General features: G+C 66.6%; 22 protein-coding genes. 7 read left to right on the top strand and 15 right to left on the bottom strand.

Features of this window, described 5'->3' with window-relative positions; all coding sequences use genetic code 11:
- The first annotated feature begins 36 nt into the window (after positions 1–36).
- From metH to U743_RS15530, 3 genes are all read left to right on the top strand, one after another.
- Entirely contained in the window at positions 37–3,804 is a 3,768-nt protein-coding gene (gene metH, locus U743_RS15540; protein ID WP_052368278.1) for a methionine synthase, read from the top strand.
- 166 nt (positions 3,805–3,970) lie between these two features.
- Positions 3,971–4,729 (top strand): endonuclease/exonuclease/phosphatase family protein, encoded by a 759-nt coding sequence (locus U743_RS15535; RefSeq protein ID WP_052368277.1) that lies wholly within the window; start codon positions 3,971–3,973, stop codon positions 4,727–4,729.
- 2 nt (positions 4,730–4,731) lie between these two features.
- Positions 4,732–6,162 (top strand): phospholipase D-like domain-containing protein, encoded by a 1,431-nt coding sequence (locus U743_RS15530; protein WP_198022077.1) that lies wholly within the window; start codon positions 4,732–4,734, stop codon positions 6,160–6,162.
- A gap of 19 nt (positions 6,163–6,181) precedes the next feature.
- On the opposite strand, the gene U743_RS15525 is transcribed toward U743_RS15530, so the two are convergent.
- Genes U743_RS15525 through U743_RS15505 form a run of 5 tightly spaced genes read right to left on the bottom strand, consistent with a single transcriptional unit; the run spans position 6,182 to position 8,991 of the window.
- A complete protein-coding gene (locus U743_RS15525) occupies positions 6,182–6,991 on the bottom strand; it encodes an SDR family oxidoreductase (protein ID WP_408607407.1) in 810 nt (269 codons plus the stop codon).
- On the bottom strand, positions 6,982–7,326 hold the full coding sequence (locus tag U743_RS15520) for a TfoX/Sxy family protein (RefSeq protein WP_052368276.1): 345 nt from the start codon (positions 7,324–7,326) through the stop codon (positions 6,982–6,984). Before U743_RS15520 ends, U743_RS15525 begins: the two co-directional genes overlap by 10 nt.
- Positions 7,323–7,721 (bottom strand): MAPEG family protein, encoded by a 399-nt coding sequence (locus tag U743_RS15515; RefSeq protein WP_043769499.1) that lies wholly within the window; start codon positions 7,719–7,721, stop codon positions 7,323–7,325. Before U743_RS15515 ends, U743_RS15520 begins: the two co-directional genes overlap by 4 nt.
- Positions 7,718–8,185, bottom strand: a complete 468-nt coding sequence (locus tag U743_RS15510; protein WP_198022076.1) for a cupin domain-containing protein — start codon at positions 8,183–8,185, stop codon at positions 7,718–7,720. The genes U743_RS15515 and U743_RS15510 overlap by 4 nt, the downstream gene beginning before the upstream one ends.
- 17 nt (positions 8,186–8,202) lie before the next feature.
- Positions 8,203–8,991: an SDR family NAD(P)-dependent oxidoreductase gene (locus U743_RS15505; protein ID WP_043769497.1), complete on the bottom strand. Its 789-nt coding sequence runs from the start codon at positions 8,989–8,991 to the stop codon at positions 8,203–8,205.
- An 85-nt stretch (positions 8,992–9,076) separates the two neighbouring features.
- Between U743_RS15505 and ahr the strand changes: the two genes are divergently transcribed.
- Both ahr and U743_RS15495 read left to right on the top strand, forming a co-directional pair.
- Positions 9,077–10,093, top strand: a complete 1,017-nt coding sequence (ahr, locus tag U743_RS15500) for an NADPH-dependent aldehyde reductase Ahr (RefSeq protein WP_043769493.1) — start codon at positions 9,077–9,079, stop codon at positions 10,091–10,093.
- Complete coding sequence (locus tag U743_RS15495; protein ID WP_043769490.1) at positions 10,086–10,889, top strand: thioesterase family protein; 804 nt, start codon at positions 10,086–10,088, stop codon at positions 10,887–10,889. Before ahr ends, U743_RS15495 begins: the two co-directional genes overlap by 8 nt.
- Positions 10,890–10,895: 6 nt before the next feature.
- Here the strand turns inward: U743_RS15495 and U743_RS15490 are convergent, their stop codons facing one another.
- From U743_RS15490 to U743_RS15475, 4 genes are all read right to left on the bottom strand, one after another.
- A complete protein-coding gene (locus U743_RS15490; protein ID WP_052368274.1) occupies positions 10,896–11,777 on the bottom strand; it encodes an alpha/beta hydrolase in 882 nt (293 codons plus the stop codon).
- A 77-nt stretch (positions 11,778–11,854) separates the two neighbouring features.
- Positions 11,855–12,949, bottom strand: a complete 1,095-nt coding sequence (locus U743_RS15485; protein ID WP_043769487.1) for an AI-2E family transporter — start codon at positions 12,947–12,949, stop codon at positions 11,855–11,857.
- Positions 12,950–13,071: 122 nt separating this feature from the next.
- The gene (locus U743_RS15480; RefSeq protein WP_043769485.1) at positions 13,072–13,908 is read right to left on the bottom strand and encodes an SAM-dependent methyltransferase; all 837 of its coding nucleotides are present in this window, start codon (positions 13,906–13,908) and stop codon (positions 13,072–13,074) included.
- The gene (locus U743_RS15475; protein WP_043772482.1) at positions 13,908–14,735 is read right to left on the bottom strand and encodes a glycine/sarcosine N-methyltransferase; all 828 of its coding nucleotides are present in this window, start codon (positions 14,733–14,735) and stop codon (positions 13,908–13,910) included. Before U743_RS15475 ends, U743_RS15480 begins: the two co-directional genes overlap by 1 nt.
- A 267-nt stretch (positions 14,736–15,002) precedes the next feature.
- On the opposite strand from U743_RS15475, the gene U743_RS15470 reads away from it, so the two are divergent.
- A complete protein-coding gene (locus tag U743_RS15470; RefSeq protein ID WP_043769482.1) occupies positions 15,003–16,553 on the top strand; it encodes a flavin-containing monooxygenase in 1,551 nt (516 codons plus the stop codon).
- On the opposite strand, the gene U743_RS15465 is transcribed toward U743_RS15470, so the two are convergent.
- Positions 16,550–17,509, bottom strand: a complete 960-nt coding sequence (locus U743_RS15465) for a MerR family transcriptional regulator (protein WP_232226808.1) — start codon at positions 17,507–17,509, stop codon at positions 16,550–16,552. The genes U743_RS15470 and U743_RS15465 overlap by 4 nt on opposite strands.
- 159 nt (positions 17,510–17,668) lie before the next feature.
- On the opposite strand from U743_RS15465, the gene U743_RS15460 reads away from it, so the two are divergent.
- Complete coding sequence (locus U743_RS15460) at positions 17,669–18,514, top strand: metal-dependent hydrolase (protein WP_043772478.1); 846 nt, start codon at positions 17,669–17,671, stop codon at positions 18,512–18,514.
- Between the two features lie 12 nt (positions 18,515–18,526).
- On the opposite strand, the gene U743_RS15455 is transcribed toward U743_RS15460, so the two are convergent.
- Genes U743_RS15455 through U743_RS15435 form a run of 5 tightly spaced genes read right to left on the bottom strand, consistent with a single transcriptional unit; the run spans position 18,527 to position 22,459 of the window.
- On the bottom strand, positions 18,527–19,012 hold the full coding sequence (locus tag U743_RS15455) for an SRPBCC family protein (RefSeq protein ID WP_052368272.1): 486 nt from the start codon (positions 19,010–19,012) through the stop codon (positions 18,527–18,529).
- Positions 19,013–19,035: 23 nt separating this feature from the next.
- Positions 19,036–19,782, bottom strand: coding sequence for an SDR family oxidoreductase (locus U743_RS15450; protein WP_043769479.1), 747 nt, complete (start codon positions 19,780–19,782; stop codon positions 19,036–19,038).
- Positions 19,783–19,790: 8 nt separating this feature from the next.
- Positions 19,791–20,483 (bottom strand): histidine phosphatase family protein, encoded by a 693-nt coding sequence (locus U743_RS15445; RefSeq protein WP_043769476.1) that lies wholly within the window; start codon positions 20,481–20,483, stop codon positions 19,791–19,793.
- Positions 20,483–21,550 (bottom strand): phosphotransferase family protein, encoded by a 1,068-nt coding sequence (locus tag U743_RS15440; RefSeq protein ID WP_043769474.1) that lies wholly within the window; start codon positions 21,548–21,550, stop codon positions 20,483–20,485. Before U743_RS15440 ends, U743_RS15445 begins: the two co-directional genes overlap by 1 nt.
- 6 nt (positions 21,551–21,556) lie before the next feature.
- A complete protein-coding gene (locus U743_RS15435) occupies positions 21,557–22,459 on the bottom strand; it encodes an alpha/beta fold hydrolase (RefSeq protein ID WP_043769471.1) in 903 nt (300 codons plus the stop codon).
- Positions 22,460–22,538: the final 79 nt, after the last annotated feature.

The following is a 22,538-nucleotide window of genomic DNA, read 5'->3' as shown; positions in this document are numbered from 1 at the left end:
GATATAATCATCGGTTCATCTGTACTGAAGAAGATAATGGACGACCCACGTCAGACCCAGCGTACCCGCCACACCGAAGAGGAAATCCGCAAGCACCTTTCTGAGCGGATCCTCGTGCTCGACGGGGCGATGGGAACGCGCATCCAGTCCTACAAGCTGGGCGAGGCCGATTACCGCGGCGAGCGCTTCAAGGACTGGGAGTCCGATCTGGCCGGCAACAACGACCTGCTGGTGCTGACGCAGCCGGAACTGATCAAGGAGGTGCACGGCGCCTATCTGGATGCCGGCGCCGACGTCATCGGCACCAACACCTTCAACTGCCAGTTCATCTCGATGGCCGACTACCACATGGAGGAGCTGGCCTACGAATTGAATGTGGAAGCGGCCAAGCTCGCCTGCGAGGCGGCCGACTCGCGTGCCACCGCCGAGCGTCCGCGCTTCGTAGCCGGCGCCGTCGGCCCGACCAACCGTACCGCCTCCATCAGCCCGGACGTCAACGACCCGGGCAAGCGCAACACCAGCTTCGACGAGCTGGTCCGGGCCTACAGCGAGCAGATTCACGGCCTCATCGACGGTGGTGTCGATCTGATCCTGATCGAGACGATTTTCGACACGCTCAACGCCAAGGCGGCGATCTTCGCCGCGCATACCGTTTTTGCGGAGAAGGAGATCAAGCTGCCCATCATCATTTCGGGCACGATCACCGACGCTTCCGGCCGCACCCTCTCCGGTCAGGTCACCGAGGCCTTCTGGAACTCGATCCGTCACGCCGAGCCGCTGGCCGTGGGCCTGAACTGTGCCTTGGGTGGCCGCGATATGCGCCCCTACATCGAGGAGCTTTCCAAGCTCGCCGACTGCAATGTGTCGTGCTACCCCAACGCGGGCCTGCCCAACACCTTCGGCGAGTACGACGAGGAGCCGGAGGAAACCGCCGAGATCGTCGCCGAGTTTGCCCAGGCCGGATTCATCAACTTCGTTGGCGGCTGCTGCGGCACGCAGCCGAGCCATATCGAGGCCATCGCCAACGCGGTGCGCGAGATCAAGCCGCGCGTGCCCCCGGCGCACGAGCCGATCACGCGGCTGTCCGGTCTCGAACCGCTGAATGTCACCAAGGACAAGGGCTTCATCAACATCGGTGAGCGCACCAACATCACCGGCAGCACCAAGTTCCGCAACCTGATCAAGGACGGTGACTACGCCACCGCCCTGGATGTCGCGCGCTCGCAGGTCGAGAATGGCGCGGCGATCATGGACATCAACATGGACGAGGGCATGATCGACGGTGTCGAGGCCATGCGCACCTTCTGCCAGTTGGTGGCCTCCGAGCCGGACATCTCGTGCATCCCGATGATGGTGGACTCCTCGAAGTGGGAGGTCATAGAGACCGGCCTGAAGTGCCTGCAGGGCAAGTGCGTCGTCAACTCCATCTCGATGAAGGAGGGCGAGGAAAAATTCCTGCGCGAGGCTAACCTCTGCCGCCACTACGGCGCGGCCGTGGTCGTCATGGCCTTCGACGAGGACGGCCAGGCCGACAACCTCGAGCGCCGCAAGGAGATCTGCGGCCGGGCCTACAAGCTGCTCACCGAGAAGCTGGACTTTCCGCCCGAGGACATTATCTTCGACCCGAACATCTTCGCGGTAGCGACCGGCATCGAGGAGCACGCCCGCTACGGTCTGGATTTCATCGAAGCCTGTGCCTGGATCAAGGAGAACTGCCCGCACGTGCATATCTCGGGCGGCGTATCGAACATCTCCTTCTCCTTCCGCGGCAACAATAAGGTGCGCGAGGCAATCCACTCGGTCTTCCTGTACCACGCCACCAAGGCGGGCATGGACATGGGCATCGTCAACGCCGGCCAGCTGACGGTCTACGAGGACGTTGAGCAGGAGCTGCGCGACGCCATCGAGGACGTCATCCTCAACCGCAAGGAGGATCCGCAGGAGGCCACCGAGAAGCTGCTCGAGCTCGCCGAGAAGTACAAGGGCGACGCCTCCGAGGCCGATCAGGGCGACCGCCTGGCCTGGCGCGAGAATGATGCCCGCGAGCGCATCAAGCACGCCCTCATCAAGGGCATCGACCAGTACGCCGAGGAAGACACCGAGGAGCTGCGCGCCGAGATTTCCGCCAACGGCGGCAAGCCCATCGAGGTCATCGAGGGCCCACTGATGGACGGCATGGGTGTCGTCGGCGATCTCTTCGGCGCCGGCAAGATGTTCCTGCCGCAGGTGGTCAAGTCGGCGCGCGTCATGAAGAAGGCCGTGGCCTATCTCATTCCCTTCATCGAGGCCGAGAAGGAGGAGGGCGAGGATCCTTCCGACAACGGCACGGTGATCATGGCAACCGTCAAGGGCGACGTCCACGACATCGGCAAGAACATCGTCGGCGTCGTCTTGCAGTGCAACAACTATGAGGTCATCGACCTGGGCGTGATGTGCCCGGCGCAGAAGATTCTCGACGCCGCCAAGGAGCACGACGCCGACATCATCGGCCTCTCCGGGCTGATCACCCCCAGCCTCGACGAGATGGTGCACTTCGCGAAGGAGATGGAGCGCCAGGGCCTCGACATTCCCCTGCTCATCGGTGGCGCCACCACCTCGCGCGCGCACACCGCCGTCAAGATCGAGCCGAAGTATCACGGCCCGGTCGTCTGGGTGAAGGACGCCTCGCGCTCGGTGCCGACGGTGGCCAAGCTGCTCGACAAGAACGAGCGCGGCGCCATGCTCGAAGAGCTGAAGGCCGACTACGAGAAGCTGCGCGAGCGCCACGCCGGCAAGGAAAAGGCCGACAAGCTGCTGCCCATCGACAAGGCGCGCGCCAACCGCGACGTGCCGGACTGGGAGGGCTACGAGCCGCCGGTGCCGCAGCTCATCAGCGAGGCTGGCGACAAGGCCGAGTACGTCAAGGTCTTCAAGGACTATCCGCTGACCGAGCTGCGCGAATGCATCGATTGGGGCCCCTTCTTCAATGCCTGGGAGATCAAGGGCCGCTTCCCGGATGTGCTCAACAACCCGGCCAGCGGCGAGACCGCTCGCAAGCTCTACGAAGAAGCCAACGCCATGCTCGATCAGATCATCGAGGAGAAGTGGCTCACCGCCAACGGCATCATCGGCTTGTTCCCGGCCAATCAGGTTGACAACGAGGACATCGCCGTCTACACGGATGAATCGCGTTCCGACGAACTGCTGCGCCTGCACTGCCTGCGCCAGCAGTCCGAGCACCGCGAGGGTGTGCCCAACCGGGCGCTGTCCGACTACGTCGCCCCCGCGGAGACGGGCCTCAAGGATTACGTCGGTGCCTTCGCCGTCACCGCCGGTCTGGGCAGCTCCGAGAAATGCGAGGAGTTCCGCAAGGCGAACGATGACTACAACGCCATCCTTCTCGAATCGCTGGCGGATCGTCTGGCCGAGGCCTTCGCCGAGCGCCTGCACCAGCGCGTGCGCAAGGAGTTCTGGGGCTATGTTCCGGACGAGAAGCTCGACAACGACGCGCTGATCCAGGAGAAGTATCAGGGCATCCGTCCGGCCCCCGGCTACCCGGCCTGCCCCGAGCACACCGAGAAGCAGGCCATCTGGGATCTGCTCGACGTCGAGAACAACACCGGCATGCAGCTCACCGAGTCCATGGCGATGTGGCCGGGCGCGTCGGTGTCGGGTCTCTTCTTTGCGCACCCGGATTCCCGCTACTTCGTGCTCGGCCGCGTCAACCGCGACCAGATCGCGGACTACGCCAAGCGCAAGGGCTGGGGGCAGCGCGAGGCCGAGCGCTGGCTATCGCCGAACCTCGCCTACGAGCCCGAGGACTAGCGGCGGGGCAAAACCGCAGATTTCGCAGATTAAGGGGATTGTTCATTGGTGGCGCTGATAAAGTCAGCGCCACCAGAGTCCTGAATGATCTGCGGGAATCTGCGTAATCTGCGGTCCTTCTTCTTGGCGTGCTAACCGTCACGCCCTGCCTGCGTAGAATCGGCCCATGGCCGAATCTGTCGACAAGTCGCTGCGTCTGCTGACCTACAACATCCAGGTCGGGCTGCACACGCGCGACTACGGGCACATGGTGAGCGGTGCGTGGCGTCATTTCTGGCCGTCGCGCGACCAACAGGCCAATCTCGAGCGCATCGCCGAGCTGATCGCGGACTACGACTTTGTTGCCATCCAGGAGGCCGACGCCGGTAGCCTGCGCACGCGCGCGACGAACCAGATCGAGTTCCTAGCAGAGCGCGCTGGCTTCAATCATTGCGGTTACATCGTCACGCGTGATCTGCAACCGGTGGCAAAGCACTGCCACGGCTGGCTGTCGCGTGTGGAGCCGACGGCGCAGGAATCGCACATCCTGCCGGCCCGCATTCCCGGGCGGGCGGCAATGCGTCTGCACTTCGGGCCGGAATGGGACGATCTGACCCTGGTGGCTGCACATCTCTCCCTCGGGGCGCGCGACCGCCGTCGTCAGCTCGATTATCTGGCGGACCTCGCCGGAACCCAGCAGCGCACGGTGCTGATGGGTGATCTCAACAGCGGCTCGGATTTTCTGCGCGCGCACCCGGCACTGCGAGCCCGCGGATTCATGCCGGTCGCGCACGCTCCGAAGACGTACCCGAGCTGGCAGCCGCGCCGCGCGCTGGACCAGGTGCTGCACACCTCGGACGTTGAACTGCTCAGCGTCGACGCCCTGCCGCTGCACCTCTCGGATCATGCCCCGCTGGCAATCCAGCTGCGTCTGGGCGGGAGCTGAGCGTGGCTCTGGACGCGGCGACGCTCACCGGATATCTCACCTGGATTGCGGCGGCGGCTTATCCGCTGGCCGCCTTCTGGGCTGGTGGCCACGCACTGCTGCACGCGCGCGATCCGCGATCCGCCTGGGGCTGGATCGCAGTCTGTCTGCTTTTCCCGCTGGCCGGGGCGTTGCTCTATTTCTTCTTCGGCATCAACCGCGTGCGACGGCGCGCCCGGCTGCTGCTCGATCTGTCGACCGAGGCCAGTCGAGCCGACGCCCGGCAGCGGCTGCCGCCCTTGCCGGACAATCTGAAGGCGCTCATGCGCGTCGGCGACAGCCTCACCCATCGGTCGGCCGAGTCCGGCAACCGCCTAGAGCCCCTGCACAACGGCGACGCCGCCTACCCCGAGATGCTTGCGGCCATCGCCGGCGCACGCGAGTCGGTCTGGCTGGCCAGTTACATCTTCCGCAACGATCGGACCGGTCGGCAGTTCATGACGGCTGTCGCCGAAGCCGTGCAGCGCGGTGTCACCGTGCGGGTGCTTGTGGATGGTGTGGGCTCGCTCTACGGCTTTTCCTTCCCGGTGTTCTGGCTGCGCCGCCGCGGTGTGCGCGCCACCCGCTTCCTGCCGCCGCGCCTGATCCCGCCCATGCTGCACATCAACCTGCGCAATCACCGCAAGCTGCTGGTTGTGGACGGTCAGATCGCTTTCACGGGCGGCATGAATATCGCCGAGTACCATCGCGTCGCCGTTACGACGGCCCGCCATCCGGTCGCGGATGTGCATTTCCGGGTGCAGGGACCGGTCGTCGATCAACTCGCCCAGGCTTTCGCGGAGGACTGGCGCATGGCGGCCCGCGAAACGCTGGAACTGCCGCCGCCGGCCGCCGAGGTCGCAGGCGGCAGCGTCGCACGGCTGATTACCGACGGACCCGACGACGATCTCGACAAACTCGCCTTCGTCCTGCTTGGCGCCGTCACCGCCGCGCAGGAACGTGTGCGCATCATGACTCCGTACTTCCTGCCGTCGCCGGAACTGCGTGCGGCGCTGGAGGCCGCCGCTCTGCGTGGTGTTGACGTCAGCGTGGTGCTGCCAGTGCGCTCGAATATGCGCTTCGTCGACTGGGCCGCCCGCCACAGCCTTCTGGCCCTGCTCGCGGCGGGGGTGCGCGTGCATATGCAGCCACCGCCCTTCGCGCACAGCAAGCTCTTCGTCGTCGACACCGACTACGCGCTGATCGGAACGGCCAATATCGATCCGCGCAGCCTGCGCCTGAATTTCGAGCTGGCGGTCGAGTGCTACGACCCGCCGCTGGCGCAGCGGCTGAACGCCTATTTCGACAGCGTCGAGGCCAGCGCACCGCGTCTGCTGGCGGCCGACCTCGACGGTCGGCGCCTGCCGACGCGGCTGCGCGACGCCTTCTTCTGGCTGTTTTCCTCCTATCTCTAGAAGGCCGCTGCGGTCAAGCCTACTGCGGCTTGGCGAGCTGCTCGAAGCCCTGCCCCATGGCTTGCGCGCCGCCCAGCGACCAGCCGCCATCGACCGGAATGACAGCGCCGGTGACGTAAGCCGCCGCCGGGCTGGCCAGCCACATGCAGCAATCGGCGATCTCGCTGGCCTTGCCGTAGCGGCCCATGGGCACGCTGTCCATGACGGCCTCGCGCGCCGCCTCGGTGGGCGCCAGCCGCTGCATACCTTCGGTGTCGTCGATGGGGCCCGGCACGACCGAGTTCACGCGTAGGCCCTCGCGGCCCCATTCCATGGCGCCCACGCGCGTAATCATGTCGACCCCGGCCTTGGCCGAGCAGACGTGCATCTGCATATTCATCGGCAGGAAGGCCTGCGGCGCCGAGATGTTGACGATGGAACCGCCCGGCTTCTTCATCAACGGGTGCGCGGCGCGCAGCACATGGTAGGTACCCAGCAGGTCGATCTCCACCACACTCTTGAAGGCGTTGGCCGACATGCCGGTGGCCTTGGCCGGGAAATTGCCCGCCGCACCCGAGACCAGAACGTCAAAGTTGCCGAAGCGCTGGTGGGCAGCGCCCAAGGCTTTTTCGACGGCCTCGTAATCGCGCACGTCGGCGGCAAAACCAGCGGCCTCCGCGCCCAGTCCCTGCAGGCCCTCCACCGCGGCGTCGACCTTCTCCTGACGCCGCGAAAGCACCGCTACGCGCGCGCCGGCCCGTGCGAAGGCCTGGGCGACGCCCAGATTGATGCCACTGGTGCCGCCGGCAACGAAGACCGTCTGGCCCGAAAAATCGAATGTCATGCCGATACTCCTTTGCGTGTGCGTTGTTTGGTGCCGGCGGCCAGCCAGGCCGCATCGGCGAGACGAGCGAGCGCTTCCGGGTGTTCGAGGGCTTCGGCGTCGATGCGCAGATAGGGTAGCCGTACCCAGCGCTGGCCGCGCTGATAGCCGAACGCGCGCTCGCTGTCGGCCTCGGCGGCAGCGCGATCCACCCGAAAATAGAGCTGGCCGCTGAAGATCAGCCCGAACATGCGGGCCTCGTGGAAGAGCCCGACGCCGCCGAACATGCGCCTGGCGCGCACTTCGCCCCAGTCGGCCAGCTGATCAATGACATGCTCGGCCAGTTGCGGCTGCGCGCTCACGTCCCGATCAGCGCCGTGTAGAGACCGCACAGCGCCATCACCGCCAGCAGGATGAAGCTGAGCAGCGTGCCGATGAAGCGGCCGGGCATCCAGTGCTCGGTGAAGGCCAGCGCGTAGCCGTGCAGAAGCCGTGACCCCAGCAGCGTCGTGCCGAAAGCGTGTAGTAGCCAGGCCGGTAGCTGTGCGGCTTCGAGCAGGGCCAGCAGGATCAGCAGCAGCGGCACGTACTCGACGAAGTTCGCATGGGCACGGATGCGGCGTGTCATGGCGGCGTTGTCGCCGTCTCCGAGATTGACGCCAAAGCGCCGGCGTCCGTCGACGACACGCATCGACAGCACCAGCAGAAGCAGCGCCAGCAGGGTGGCGTAACCGGTGGTGATCGGCAGCGCGCTCATTGCTCTTCGCCTTCAGCCGGAACGATGTCGACGACCAGTGCGCGTACCGGCTCGTCGCCGACATTCTCCCACCAGTGCGTGACGCCGCTGCGCTCGAAGGCCGTGTCGCCGGCCTGGCGCAGCACCGGCTCGTCGCGGTCGTTGCGGTGTTCGACCATCTCGCCTTCCAGGATGTAGGCCACGCCGGGGCGCTGCTGGTGCTGGTGCACGGCGACGATGCCGCCCGGCGCGATGGTCAGCTCGCGGGTGCGTAACACGCGATCGCTGTCGTCGGGGATCTCGCCGGCGAGCGAAACTGCGCCCAGTGCTTCGATGGCGCTGACGCCGCGCGTGTCCTGGGGGCCCTCGGCCTGCAGCACCTGCGCGCGCTCGCGCTCGGCACGCGGCGTCACTTCATTGTCGTGACCACCAGCTGTCGCAGCGACGCCGAGCAGCATCGCCCCGAGAATCCTTCTTTTCTGCATGCGTCCCCTCCGAAGCATCAGTTGCGCATCAACAGCTGCGAGGCACGCGCCTGCAGCCAGCGCGGGGTGAAGCGTACCGCGAAGACCATCAGCCGGTTGATCCAGCCGGGCACGACGCTAGAGCGGCCGCGCAGCATGGCGCGCACCCCCGCCGCGGCGACGCGCGCCGGCGGCATGATGGTCAGGCGGATGAAGCCGTTGTGTTTCTGCCCGGCCACATCGTGGAACTCGGTGGCCGCGACGCCGGGGCAGACCACCGTGCAGCTGACGCCGCTGCCGCGCAGCTCGACATTCAACGCCTCGCCGAAATGCAGCACGAAAGCCTTGGCCGCGGCGTAGGCCGCGTAGCTCGGTGCCGGCTGGAAGGCGCCGATGGACGCCACCTGCAGAATGCGGCCCCAACCCCGCTGTCGCATGTCGCGGCCGAAGAGCTTGCTCAGATGCGCCAGAGCCACGATGTCGACCTGTAGCAACTGGCGGCTGCGCGCCCAGTCGATGTCCAGCTCCGGGCCGAAGACCCCGAGGCCGGCGTTGTTGACCAGAATGTCGATGCGATGCTGCGCGCCGACAGTCTGGTGCAGCATCTCCGGCGTGGCCGGGTCGGAGAGGTCGGCGGCAACGATGCTGACCTGCACGCCGAAATCCCGCTTCAACGCATCGGCGACTGCGCGCAGGCGATCCTCGCGCCGCGCCACCAGAACCAGGTCGGCGCCGCGCGCCGCCAGCTCGCGCGCAAAGTCGACACCCAGCCCGCTGGATGCGCCGGTGACCAGGGCCGTGCGGCCGGACAGCTCGGTATTGCTCATGTGCGATCTCCCTCGGGGGCGCCATGATGACGCAGCTGACAAGCGAGCGGGCTATGCTGCGCGCGAATTCGATGAGGAGCCAGGGATGACCCAGATCCGAGCCTGGGCGGCGCAGACCGCCGGCGGAGCACTCGAGGAATGGCAGTACGACGCCGGCCCACTGGCCGACGACGGCGTCGAGATCGCTGTCGAGCACTGCGGCCTTTGCCATTCCGATCTGTCGATGCTCGACAACGAATGGGGCCAGAGTCAGTACCCGCTGGTGCCCGGCCACGAGGTGGTGGGGCGCGTGCGCGCGCTCGGTCGCGACGCGCGCGGGCTGGAAGTCGGCCAGCGTGTGGGTCTTGGCTGGATCGCCGGCAGCTGCCTGCACTGTCGCCCATGTACCGGCGGCGATCACCACCTCTGCCCCAGCGTCGAGGGCACCATCATCGGCCGCCACGGCGGTTTCGCGGAGGCCGTGCGCGCGCACTGGCGCTGGGTCACGCCACTGCCGGAAGCGCTGGCCCCGGCCGAGGTCGGGCCCCTGTTCTGCGGCGGCATCACGGTTTTTTCGCCGCTGCGCGAATTCGGCATCCGCCCCACGGACCGCGTTGGAGTCGTGGGTATCGGCGGACTCGGGCATCTGGCGCTGCAGTTCGCGCGCGCCTGGGGGTGCGAGGTCACCGCTTTTACTTCCTCGCCCGCCAAGGCCGAGGAGGCCCGGAAGATGGGCGCGCACGAGGTGGTCGACTCCACCGACGACGCCGCCCTAAAGGCTTGCGCCGGACGCTTCGATCTGATTCTGGTGACGGTCAACGCCACGCTGCCCTGGAAGCGCTACATCAGCGCGCTGGCGCCGCGTGGGCGGCTGCATTTCGTGGGCGCGGTGCTGGAGCCGGTGCAGGTGACGGTCTTCCAGCTTCTCGGCGCGCAGCGCAGCGTCTCGGCCTCGCCCACCGGCAGTCCGGCCGCCATCGCCGACATGCTCGACTTCGCGGCCCGGCACGATATCGCCCCCACCACCGAGCATTTCCCCGTCGCGCGCGTCAACGACGCGATTCAGCATCTGCGCGACGGCAAGGCGCGCTATCGCGTGATCGTGGACATCGCTGATGCCTGAGAACGCGATCCTGCGGCGCGACGGCGATCGTGTGCAGCCCTCGGAGCACGCTGCCGGACCTTGGCGCGAGGACGCTCAGCACGGCGGCGTGCCGGCGGCGCTGATGGCAGCGCTGGCCGAGGAGGCCATGGCCGAAGAGACGGGCGACTGGCAGTTGCTGCGCTTGAGCCTCGAGCTACCGCGGCCGGTGCCGATGGAGGAGCTGCGCTATCGCGTTCGCGCCGAAGGCGGCCGCTCGGTGCGGCGCCTGCGCCTGAGCCTGTTGGACGCCGACGAGCGGGTCGCCGCGGAAGCCGTGGCGCTGATGCATCGCCGCGGTGATGTGCAGGCGGTGCCCGCCTTCGGTGCCGAGCCCGCAGCAACGGAGGTGCCGCCACCGGAGGCCTGCAGCAAGCGTGCGGGCTTCGGCGGCATGCCGGACCGCCCCGCCTTCCACGCCACCGGCATGCAGATCCTGGTTGCCGGCGGCAGCGACGATAGTCCTGGGCCGGCCACGGCTTGGCTGCGCCCAGCCATGCCGCTGATCGGCGATCGCGCCGATTCGCCGACGATGCGCGCTTGCGCGGCCTCGGATTTCGGCAATGGCCTGAGCTGGGAGACGCCCTTCGCCGATTACGCCTTCGCCAACAGCGATCTCACGGTCTTTATGCGCCGGCCGCCGGAAGGCGAGTGGGTGGGGCTGGAGGCCCACACCCGCGTGGAGCCCGGCGGCATCGGCCAGACGCGCTCTACCCTCTTCGACGGCCGCGGCGCCTTCGGCATGGCCGTGCAGAATCTACTCGTCTTCCGGCGCTGAGGCGCCTCAGCCGGTCTCGCCGAGGAAATCGGCGATGGCCTGCACGGCTTCGCGGGCACGCGGCAGCAGCGCAGCGTGCATGTGGAACTCGTGCCACAGGCCGTCGAAGACTTCCAACGACGTCGGGACATCGGCGGCGTGCAAGGCCTCGGCCAGCGAGCGGGCGTCGTCGAGCAGCACTTCTTCGCTGCCGACGTGGATCAGTGTGCGCGGCAGCCCGTGCTGCTCGCCGAAGAGTGGTGACCAGCGCGGATCGTCCAGCGCTCCCTGATCCGCGACATAGGCGGCCGCCGCGCCCGCCGACCAGTCGCCGCGCAGCATGGGATCGCGCGAAGCGCGCTCGCTGTGGCTGGGCAGGCTGTTGGAGAGATCGACCCAGGGCGAGATCAGCACCAGCGCCTCCGGCTCGGCCTGTTTAGCGTCGCGCGCGCGCTGCGCGCAGCACAGTGCCAGTCCGCCGCCGGCCGAATCGCCGCCCAGCGAGAAGGCCCCGAAGCGCTCGGCTACGGCCGCCATGACCACCATGCCGTCCTCGATGGCCGCCGGCCAGGGGTGTTCCGGTGCCAGCCGGTAGTCGGGCACCACCACACGTGCCTGCGCCAGGGCTGCGATATGTGAAGTGATGGCGCGCTGCGTCGCAGGCGAGCCCAGAACATAGGCGCCGCCGTGCAGGAAGACCATCGTATGCTTCACCTCGCCGTCGCGCGGGCTAAGCACCTCGCAATCGACGCCGCCCAGGCGCTGTTGCTCGCGCGCGATGCCGCGGGCGGGCGGGTTGATGACGGTCAGCGCCTGCGTCCATCCGCGCTGGAAGGCCAGCGGCACCGGCGGGCCGACGACGGCCTTGAAGAGGCCGCGCAGGGCCAGCTTGGTGAATCGCTCGCGCATATCGCTCTCCCGGAATTCGTGCTGCCGGCGATTATGCCGCAGTGCTGCGCCCGCGCACCCGGTGCGCTGCGGTTGCGCTAGGGCGACTCTTCCTCCGCTGGCGCGGGCAGCGACTCGGTCGATGCTTCACGTGGTGCGCGCGGCCAGGCCTTGAGCACGGCGGCGACCACCGTGGCCAGCGGAATCGCGAAGAACACACCCCAGAAACCGTAGACCGTGCCGAAAAAGAGCACTGCGACGATGATGGCCACCGGGTGCAGGTCATTGGTCTCGGCGAAAATGACAGGTACCAGCACGTTGCCGTCCAGCATCTGGATAATGCCGTAGGCAACCAGTACCCAGGCGAAGTCCGGCCCGATGCCGAACTGGGTATAGGCCACCGCGGCCACCGGTAGCGTTACCAGCGTGGCGCCGACATAGGGCACCAGCACCGAAACGCCGGTGATGAAGCCGAGCAGAGCCGCATAGTTCAGCCCCAGCATCAGGAAGACGACATAGGTTACGGCCCAGACGATGCCGATCTCCACGACCTTGCCGCGCACGTAGTTGGCGATCTGCTGGTCGATATCGCTCCAGACCCGCTGCAGCAGGCTGACGTCCGCCGGCAGGAAGCCGCGCATCCAGCCCAGGATGGCGGCCTTGTCCTTGAGCAGGAAGAGCACCATCAGGGGCACGAGCACGCCGTAGACCACCGCCAGTGTGACGCCGGCACCGAGCATGTAGCTGCGCGCCAGAATCTCGTCACTGACGCGGGCGAAATTGATGTTCAGCCCATCGGCGAACTCGCGCAGCTGCTCTGCCGAGAAGATGCTTGGGTAATCCTCGGGCAGCGTCATCATCCAGTCCCGCAGCGCGCGCAGCACGGTCGGCACCTCGGTGACCAGCTGAGTGATCTGGCGCGTCAGCAACGGCAACAGGGTGAAGAGCGCGGTCAGCGCCAACGCCATGAAGGCGGTCCAGATCAGCAGCGAGGCCGACCAGCGCGGCATGATGCGGGCCAGCCGGCCGGTAGGGCCTTCCAGCAGGTAGGCGACCACCACGGCGGCAAAGACCGGCATGAAGGTGCTGGTGAAGAAGGTGACCAGCACCCAGAACAGCAGTAGCACCAGCACCAGGCTGATGACCTGCGGGTTCGAGAACTGACGCTGGAACCAGTCGCGGATGGGCTTCATGGGGCTCGCGCAATGAAGAAGGGCCCGCCGGCGGTGTGCCGACGGGCCCTGCAAGGGTGCCACGACTGGGTGAACCCGGCCTTACGCCGACCGATCGATGACGACCGGCGCAGCCGGCCGGATCACTGCTTCCGGAACAGGAAGATGCCCCAGGCGAGATGGCCGTTGTTGCCGCCGTTTACCCAGTTTCCGAGTCCGGTCTTCATACGCTCGATGTAAGCCTCGCTGACCTTGCCCTCCAGCTCGGGAGTCATGCGCGTCAGTTCGGCGCGCACGCGACCATAGTGGCGTGGCAGCTGGTGGCTGTGATTCTCGAAGCCCATGTCCTTCATGCCCAGCTTCTCCGCCGTGGCGATGTAGAAGCTCGGGTTGCCCAGGCTGGGCAGATGGATGCGCTCCAGGATCGGGTCCAGCACGCCCTCGGGGCAGTCGTCGGCGGCCATCGGGTCGGTCATGACGAACTCGCCACCCGGCTTGAGCACACGCGCGACTTCGGTAAGAACCTTCTCGCGCTCGGCGCTGTGCAGGATGGCGTCCTGCGACCAGACGATATCGAAGCTGTCGTCGGGGAACTCGATGTTCTCGAAGGCGCCGTCGACGACGTCGATGAGGTGATCGAGGCCCTGCTCGGCGTTCATCTTGCGGTCGCGCTCGTTCTCTACCTCGCTGAGATTGAGCACGGTGCAATGGCAGCCGATGGTGCGTGCCAGATAGCGCATCGAGCCACCGTAGCCGCCGCCGACGTCGAGTACCCGGCTGTCCTTGGACAGCGTGGCGAGCCGCTCCGCCATGCGCTGCACGGTGCGACGGCTGGCGTCGAAGATGGGTTCGTCGTCGTCCTTGTAAATGCCGACGTGGAGATCTTCGCCGCCCCAGACGTGGAAGTAGAAATTATCCGCGTCCTCGCTGTTGTAGTAGTCGCGGGCGGTGTTGATCGCTTCGTCGTCGTACTTCGACATTACGCTTCCTCGTCGCCGCTGTGATAGTCCTTGTAGGCGACGTGGATGTAGAAGTCCGGCTCTTCCTCGCGGTGGGTTTCCTTGAAGTCGCCGAAGGTCTCGATCTTCTGGAAGCCGACATCCTTCATGAGCCCGCGCGTGTAGTCCTTGCGCAGCGGGAACATGTTGAGGTGGTACTGCGAGCCGTCCGGGAAGCTGTAGCAGAAGCGGGCGAGGCCGTCGTCGACGTGCTCGGGCTCGGCCGAAACCTGGTCGCCGCAGTAGTAGTACTTGTGCTTCGAGGAGAAGCCCTTGTCCAGGATGCGGTCGTAGTTGCGCTGGTCGAGGATCAGAATGCCGTCGTGCTTGAGGGCGGCGTAGAACTCGGCCAGGGCCTTGCGGCGGTCGCGCTCGTCAAAGAGGTGCGTGAAGCTGTTGCCGAGCACGATGACGGCGTCGTACTTGCCGTGCACGTCGCGGTTCAGCCAGCGCCAGTCGGCCTGCACGGTTCGCATGATGAGCCCGTACTTGCGGCCATTGTCGAAGGCCATCGACAGCATCTCGGGCGCACCATCGGCGGTGACGACGTCGAAGCCTTCCTTCATCAGGCGCACGGAGTGGAAACCGGTGCCGGCGGCGGCGTCGAGGATCTTGTGCTTGCCCTTCTCCTTGAGAAGGTCGATGAAGAAGCGACCCTCTGATTCGGCGCGGCTCTCCCAGTCGATGAGATCGTCCCACTTCTCGGCGAAGGACTGCGTGTACTCCTCGGTGAAATGGTCGGAGTCGCGGACGGATATCGGATCTGCGCCGAAGTCCTGCTCGGTTTTCTGCTGATTCTCAGGTTTCATGATGATTTCCTGTGGCGGTGCATGGTCAACAACGAAACGCGGCCGGACTCGAAGATCCAGCAAGCACATTTCGCCATCAGGGGCGGCGACCGCAGTCCGCATCGAGCGAATCAACGCGTCGAATGCAGCCGCAAAGCCTCTTCACTTTAACGCGAATAGCGTCAAATTAAAACTTGACGGCGTTGTCATACATGGCTTTCGGGGTTGCATCGGCGTGCTGCCGGCATTAGATTGTCAGCAATCAATGTAACCTTTACGGAGGCCAGAATGGCCTTTGATGCTGCGACTTCCGGCCCGACCGCGACCGTCGAATCGGTGGATGTTCTGGTCATCGGCACCGGCTTTGCCGGCCTCGGCATGGCGATCAAGCTGAAGGAGGCCGGAATGCGCGATTTCGTCGTGCTGGAGCGCGACACCGGCGTTGCCGGCACCTGGCGCGCCAACCACTATCCGGGCTGCGCCTGCGACGTGCAGTCGCATCTCTATTCCTTCTCCTTCGCACCCAATCCGGAGTGGACGCGCGCCTTCGCGCCGCAGCCGGAGATCCGGCGCTACCTTGAGGGCTGCGCCGAGCGCTATGAGCTGCTGCCGTGGGTCCGGTTCGGGCACGAAGTGACGAAGATGCGCTGGGAGGAAGGGGCCGCGCGCTGGCTGGTCAGCACGCGCAATGGCGCCCGCTTTTCGGCGCGCGCGGTCGTCTCGGGCATGGGTGGACTGAGCAACCCGGCCATTCCGGAGATCGACGGTGCGGCCGATTTCGCCGGAGAGACTTTTCACTCGGCCACCTGGCGCCATGATGTCGATCTTCGCGGCAAGCGCGTGGCGGTCATCGGAACCGGCGCCAGCGCCATTCAGTTCGTGCCCCAGATCGTGCCGGAGGTCGAGCACCTGGACCTTTACCAGCGCTCGGCGGCCTGGATCATGCCCAAGCCGGACCGCGCGATCACGGGTATCGAGCGCGCAATCTTCCGCCGCTTCCCGCTGCTGCAGAAGGCGCAGCGGGCGGCGCTCTATGCGCGCCTGGAGTCGCGGGCGCTGGCCTTCATCGCCGAGCCGCGCCTGCTGAAGCTGGTGCGCGCGCTGGCCAAGCTGCATCTGCGCCGGCAGGTGCCCAACCCGGAGCTGCGCGCCAAGCTCACGCCGGACTACGAGATCGGCTGCAAGCGCGTGCTGATCAGCGACGACTATTACCCGGCGTTGACCCTGCCGAATGTCGACGTCGTTACCGACGGCGTGACGCGCATCACGCGCGACGGCGTGGTCACCGCCGATGGCTGCGAACGACCGGCGGACGTCATCATCTACGGTACGGGCTTCAAGGCCCAGGACCCCGTTCCCCCCGACACCATCATCGGCCGCGACGGGCGCGACATCACCGAGGGCTGGGCCGAGCGCGGCCCGCAGGCCTATTACGGCACAACCATGGCGGGTTTCCCGAATCTCTTCTTCATCGTGGGCCCAAACACCGGTCTCGGCCATAACTCGATGGTGTACATGATCGAGACCCAGATCGGATACATCATGGATTGCCTGCGCACCATGCGGCGCGACGAACTCGCCGCCATCGAGCCCCGTGCCGAGGCGCAGCAGCGCTTCAACGAATGGGTGGATGCGAGCCACGCGCGCGGCACGGCCTGGTCCACTGGCTGCACCAGCTGGTACATCCATCCGCAAAGCGGGCGCAACACCACGCTCTGGCCGGGTTTCACCTTTGCCTATCGCGCCGCCATGCGCCGGATGAAGCGGCACGATTACCATCTGCTGCCTGTCGAGGCACGCGAGCAGGCGGGTGAGCCGGTCGATAGCCGGAGTCTCTAGGTCTTCTTGCGCGTCGTCGTCTTCTTGGCAGCGGCGCGCTTGCCGGTAGCCTTCTTCGCTGCGGACTTCTTCGTTGCCGCCTTCTTGGCGGCGCGCCTGCGGGCGTTGTCCTTCCGGGCCGCGGTTCTGGCTGGCGTCTCCTCGGCAGCTTCGGGCGGCGGCGCTTCGTGCAGGTGGTCCAGAACATAAGCCAGCCGATCACCCAGATGGCGCGTGGCGGCCTTCTCCATGGCGCGTGCGACCTCGGCGTGCACGGCGACCTCCACCAGTGGCCGAAGTCGCCAGATTGTCTCGCCCAGCCGCGGCACCTCGTCGTCCGGTGGCAGGCCGGGCCCGAAACGGTCGAAGACATGCTGCTCGACCAGCAGCACCATCTCGTCGGCGGCGCGTTCGACGTTGTCGCGCAGCTTGGCCACCACATCCAGCATCTGGTCGAGTGGAATACCGACCTTCACCAGCTCCGCGCCAGCGTGCAGCATGCGCGGGCTCGGAGCATAGAACTTGGCGCCTTCCGAGCGCAGGATTCCCAGCTCGGCGGCCTTCGCCAGCCAGCGCGGGTCGAAGTTGCCGCCGAACATCTTCACCAGCTTGGGCAACGTGAAATAGCCGCCGGCCTCGTCGGACCAGGGGCTGGAAACCGCCGTCTCCAGGCCGATCAGATGGCCGATGTCGCGGCCCTGTTCCCAGGCGTCGATGAGTTCGCCGATGGAAGCCAGCGTGTAGCCTCGGTTGACCATCTGGCCGATGATGCGCAACCGCGACAGGTGTTCGGCGCCGTAGTAGCCCGTGCGCCCCCGCCGCTCGGGCGGCGGAATCAGCCCGCGGTCCTGGTAGGCGCGGACATTGCGCACAGTGGTTCTGGCCGCGCGGGCGAGCTGGTCGATGGTGTACTCGCGTTCGGCCGGCACCCGGCCGTCTTCCGGCTGCTCGTCGTAACTGCCCATGTCCCCGGTCATCCTCGCGCTCGGCGACCCCCGTGTGGCCCATCAACGGGCAGTGTATGACAGCTCGACGCATGCGGTGCACACGCACGCGGAATCGACGGCCCGTCATCCCGTTTGGCAGGCTCGAATAACTATGCCATCATTCGGTGACAAGGTTACAGGATGGCAATCATGCTTCCTCTACGTCGCGATCTTCAGTTCCCGCTCGACCGTCGCCGCATTCTGGACTGGCACCCAGCCGGCCGGCAGGTCTCGCATTTCCTCAACAGCATGTCGGTGCTGTTCCCCGTGGGTGAGCGCTTCTTCATCCACAGCGTGCGTCACTTCCGCGACCGCATTGACGACCCCGAGCTGCAGGAGGCTGTCACCGCCTTCATCGGTCAGGAAGCCATGCACGGCCGTGAGCACGAGCAATACAACCGCGCGCTGCAAGCTGCCGGCATTCCGGCCGAGGCCATGGAGGATCAGGTACGAGCGCTGCTGGAATGGTTCAAGCGCAACACCCCGCCCGGCATGCAGCTTTCCGGCACGGTGGCGCTGGAGCACTTCACGGCCGTCCTCGCTAACCGTCTGCTGGCCGACGAGGCATTGCTCGGCGAGCCGCTGGATCCCGCCATGGACGCCCTGTGGCGTTGGCACGCGCTGGAGGAGACCGAGCACAAGGCGGTGGCCTTCGACGTTTTCCGCTGCGTCTTTGGTACCGGCACGCGCGCCGAAGCATTGCGCATGTCGGGCCTGATCATCGCTACCCCCATCCTCTTCGCCCAGCTCGGGCGCATGTATCTGCGCACGCTGCGCAGCGACACGACCACGCGCCCGCTGGGCAGCGTCCGGGGTTGGCGTCGGCTCTATGGCTATCTGCTGGGCCGCGATCCGGGCGTCTTCCGACGCGGGCTGCGCGACTATCTCGACTACTTCCGTCCGGGTTTCCACCCCTGGGATCACGACAACCGCGAATTCCTCGCACAGGTCGACGAACTGGTCGCCTCGGTAGAGGCGCTACCCGAGGCGGCCTGAGTTCTCCAGCTTCTAGCTCGCCTCGAGCTGGCGCTGCGCGCGCGCCCAGCCGCCGCGCAGCGCGCCCTTGAGCTGTGCGCCGAGCAGGGCACCCAGCCCGGGCAGCTTGCCGTCGAGCCAGATGCGGTAGTCGAGGTGCGTGCCGCCATGGCCGTCCTCCTCCAGCACGATGCGCCCGAGGTGGTTGCGGATCGGCCCGCGTGTGGCGGTGTACTCGATCAGATGGTTGGGCTCATAGGCCACGATCACTTCTTCCAGCATCGTCAGGCCGGCGACCCGGAGAGCGCGCTTGGACCCGATGCCGTTCGGGTCGCTGCCATCGGGCGCGGTGGCGCTGCGTCGGATCAGCGCGCCCGGCTTGCTGGCGAAGGGCGGCGCGAACAGGGTGCCGAAGCGGTCGTGGTCGGCCAGGAAGGCGAAGACGGCTTCGCGCGGTGCACGTGTGTTGGCCTGGAAGTGCAAACGCAGCGGGCCGAGATGCTGGGGACGGTCGGTCATGTAGAACTCCTTGCTCGATGGGTTCAGGCCATGCGCGCAACGATGCGCAACGGCAGGCGCTTCATCGCCGCGCCCAGCGGTGTCCACGGCCAGGACGGGACGCTGGCTTCGGCAGGCTCCTTCTCGATGGCGCGCACCATGGCGCGGCAGCCGGTAGCGGTATCGACGATGAAGGGTACCTTCTTGACCTTCTCGTTGATCTCCGAACGAATATAGCCCGGGTAGATGGTGGTGACCTCGATCGGGGTGTCCATGACGTCGGCGCGCAAGCCCTCGGCCAGCGCGGCGACCCCGGCCTTGGAGGCGGCGTAGGTGGTGAGGTTCCTGGGCATGCCACGGAAGGCGCTGATCGAGGAGATCACGACCACGTGGCCGGAGTTCGCAGCGCGGAAGAGTTCCATGGCCGCTTCCATCTGCGCCAGCGCCGACACGAAGTTTGTTTCGGCCGTCTGCTTGTTGGCGTAGAAGTAGCCCGTGCCCAGCGGCTGGCCCTTGCCCATGCCGGCGTTGACGACGACGCGATCGATGCCGCCGAGATCCGCCTCGAAGGCGCGGAAGGTCTCGAAGACGGCGTCATGATCGTTGACGTCCAGCGCGCCGATGCTGATCCGGATGTCGGGGTTCTGGGCGAGCAGTTCGTCGCGCAGCGTTTCAAGCCGGTCGGTGCGGCGCGCGCAGAGCGCGAGGTTGCGGCCCATGGCGGCGAATTCGCGCGCCATGCCGGCGCCGAGGCCGGAGGATGCGCCGGTGATGAGAATGTTCTTGCGCATGGGAAATCCTAGCGGTAGGTGATGAAATCGCGATGCGCGCCCTCGAAGTGGGCGTGCTCGTTGAGAGTGCTGAGATAGAGCCCCCGATCCGAGAAGATCAACTTCGTGACGCTGGCGTTGGCCAGGGTCCAGTTCATCCGCATCGTCTCGCGGGTACCCAGCTTCAGCAGCTCGGCGGCTAGGCTGGTGATGACCCCGCCGGAGGTGAAGACAAGAGCCGAGCGGCCGCGGCCGAGTTCCGCGCAGAGATCATCGCAGGCAGCCTTGACGCGGGCGCAGAAGGCGGGCCACGGCTCGGCGTAATCATCGTCGTGGGCGCCGTCGATCCAGCGCCCGACGGCCTTTGCGAACATGTCCTGGAAGGCGCGCCGCGGCTGCAGCGAGCGCGCCAGGTCCGCCGCCAGCACGGCGTGGCTGGCGTAGCGCGGCTCGTAGACGCGGATGATCTCGTCGTGGTCGAACTCGTTCCAGCGCGCATCGGTTCGCCACTCCGGGGGCAGAGCCATGCCGGCGAGCGCCTTGGCCGCGGTCTGCTGGTGGCGCAGCATGGCGCCGACCATGATCGCGTCCGGGTGCGGCAGGCGGAAGGACAGCGCCTCGCCCAACCGGCTCGCCTGCTGCATGCCGAGATCGGAAAGCTGGTCGTAGTCGGTCTTGCCGAAGCTCGCCTGGCCGTGGCGGATGAGATAGATCGCGCCCATCAGCCGGCCCGCCGGATGACGTTGCGGGAGCGCCAGTAAAGGTAGTGAGTCACCACCCAAAGGTGCCGGAAAGTGGGATTGCGTGTCTGCTTGTGGTGGTAGCGGTAGTAGATCTGCTGGGCGATGACGGCCAGCCGGAACAGGCCGTAGACCTCGTAGAAGGCCCAGTTGTCGATGCTGCGGCCGGTCTGCAGACAGTAGTACTCCACGACCTCGGCGCGCGTGAGCATGCCTGGCAGGTGGGTCGGCTGCCGCCGCATGGCGCGGGCGATGCGGTCGTCGTCGGCCTGCGTCCACAAGGCCAGGGCGTTGCCCAGATCCATCAGCGGGTCGCCGAGGGTCGCCATCTCCCAGTCGAGGATACCGGTGACCTTCGTGGGGTCGTCCGGGTCGAGCACGCAGTTGTCCAGACGGAAGTCGTTGTGGATGACGCAGGTCGCGACATCCTCGGGCATGTTGTCCGTGAGCCAGCGCGTGACATAGCTGAAGCGCGGCACATTCCAGGTGCGGGCGCGCTCAAAGCGCTCGGTCCACCCTTCGATCTGGCGCTTGACGTAGCCGCTGCCCCTGCCGAGATCGCCCAGGCCGGCGGCGTCGACATCAACCTGATGCAGTGCCACCAGCTTGTCGATGACCGAATGGCAGAGCCGGCGCGCGGTGGCCGGGTCCATTTCCAGTCCGCGCGGCATGTTGGCGCGCGGGATGATGCCCGGAAGCCGCTCCATGACGTAGAACTCGGCGCCGATCACCGAGGTGTCCTCGCAGAGCGCCACCATCGGCGGCACATAGGGAAAGACCGGCTTCAGGCGCTCCTGAACCCGATACTCGCGCGCCATGTCGTGCGCCGATGCGGCCTTGGTGCCGGCGGGCGGCCGGCGCAGGATCAGATCGTGCGACGGATAGGCCAGCCGGTAGGTCCAGTTGGAGGCCCCGCCGGAAAACTGTGTCACCTCGGGTTGGCCCTGGAGGCCTTCGACGCGCTGCTTCAGCCAGGCGTCGACCGCGCCGACATCCAGTTCTTCCCCGTCGCGGACGTCATCCGCGGTGTCGATCAGCTGATTGCTCATGGGTACCTATTGTGGGTTCGGGGGCACGCGGCTGCGCAGCAGCCGCGCGAAGGCCTCGGGGTCTTCGAGGTCGGGATAGTGTCCGGCTTCGGGCACGCGCAGGATCTCGGCCTGCGGTGCGTGCTGCTGAATCGCCTCGGGCTGGGTGCTGCGGTGGGTGCGGTCGGCATTGCCCCAGACCAGATCCACGGGCAGCGCCGGGTCGGCGGACAGCAAGGGATCGTTCGGGTCGATGTCGCGCATGCCGTGCACGAAGCTGGCGAAGCAGTAGCAGGCGCCCTGCGCCAGCGCCTGCATGGCCGGCGCGGTGAAGGCTTCCCGAAGTCCCGGATCGCTCAGCACGATGCGGTACCAGAGTGGCGGGAAGCGATCGCGGCTGGTGAAGTTGATGAACTGGCCGAGCAGCCGCCGATGCAAGATCGGCTGCGTGATGCGGCCGAACCAGGCCTTCATCGTTTGCGCCGACGGCGTCTGTACCAGCATCAGCCGAGCCAGCCGATCGCTCAGCTGGCTCGCGGCCAGCCCGTAGAGGCCGTTGATCGAGCCTGCTACCAGCGTCACGTCGCGCAGCGCCAGCGTCTCCAGCAGGCCGGCCATGGCCTTGCCGCCGGCTCCCAGGCTGTGATCGTAGTCGGCCATGGGCGGGCTGAAGCCAAAGCCCGGCATGTCGAAAACGACAACGCGATAGTCGCTGCGCAGCGCTTCGAGAACGCCGTCGTAGTGCGTGGTAACACAGGGGCTGGCCACCGCGAAAGCGACCACGGGGCCGTCGCCGCCGGTATCGCGCACGCACATGGGGCCGGCTGACGTGTCGATCATGCGCATGTCCGCCGGCCACTGCGCCTGTGCCTCGCGGCGCTTCTTGGCAAGACGGCCGTAGAAGAAGGCGTCGAAGCGGCTACCGATCATCGCTGCGCTCCTCGTGAGTCTGCGTGCATCTTGCATGCCGGATCGGCCGCTGTCGCCAGTGGTCGAAAGCTACAGGCCA

The organism is Algiphilus aromaticivorans DG1253 (assembly GCF_000733765.1).
GTDB classification, from domain to species: Bacteria; Pseudomonadota; Gammaproteobacteria; order Nevskiales; family Nevskiaceae; genus Algiphilus; species Algiphilus aromaticivorans.
The sequence above is the reverse complement of the archived record's forward strand: the minus strand, read 5'-3'. Positions and strand labels throughout refer to the sequence as shown.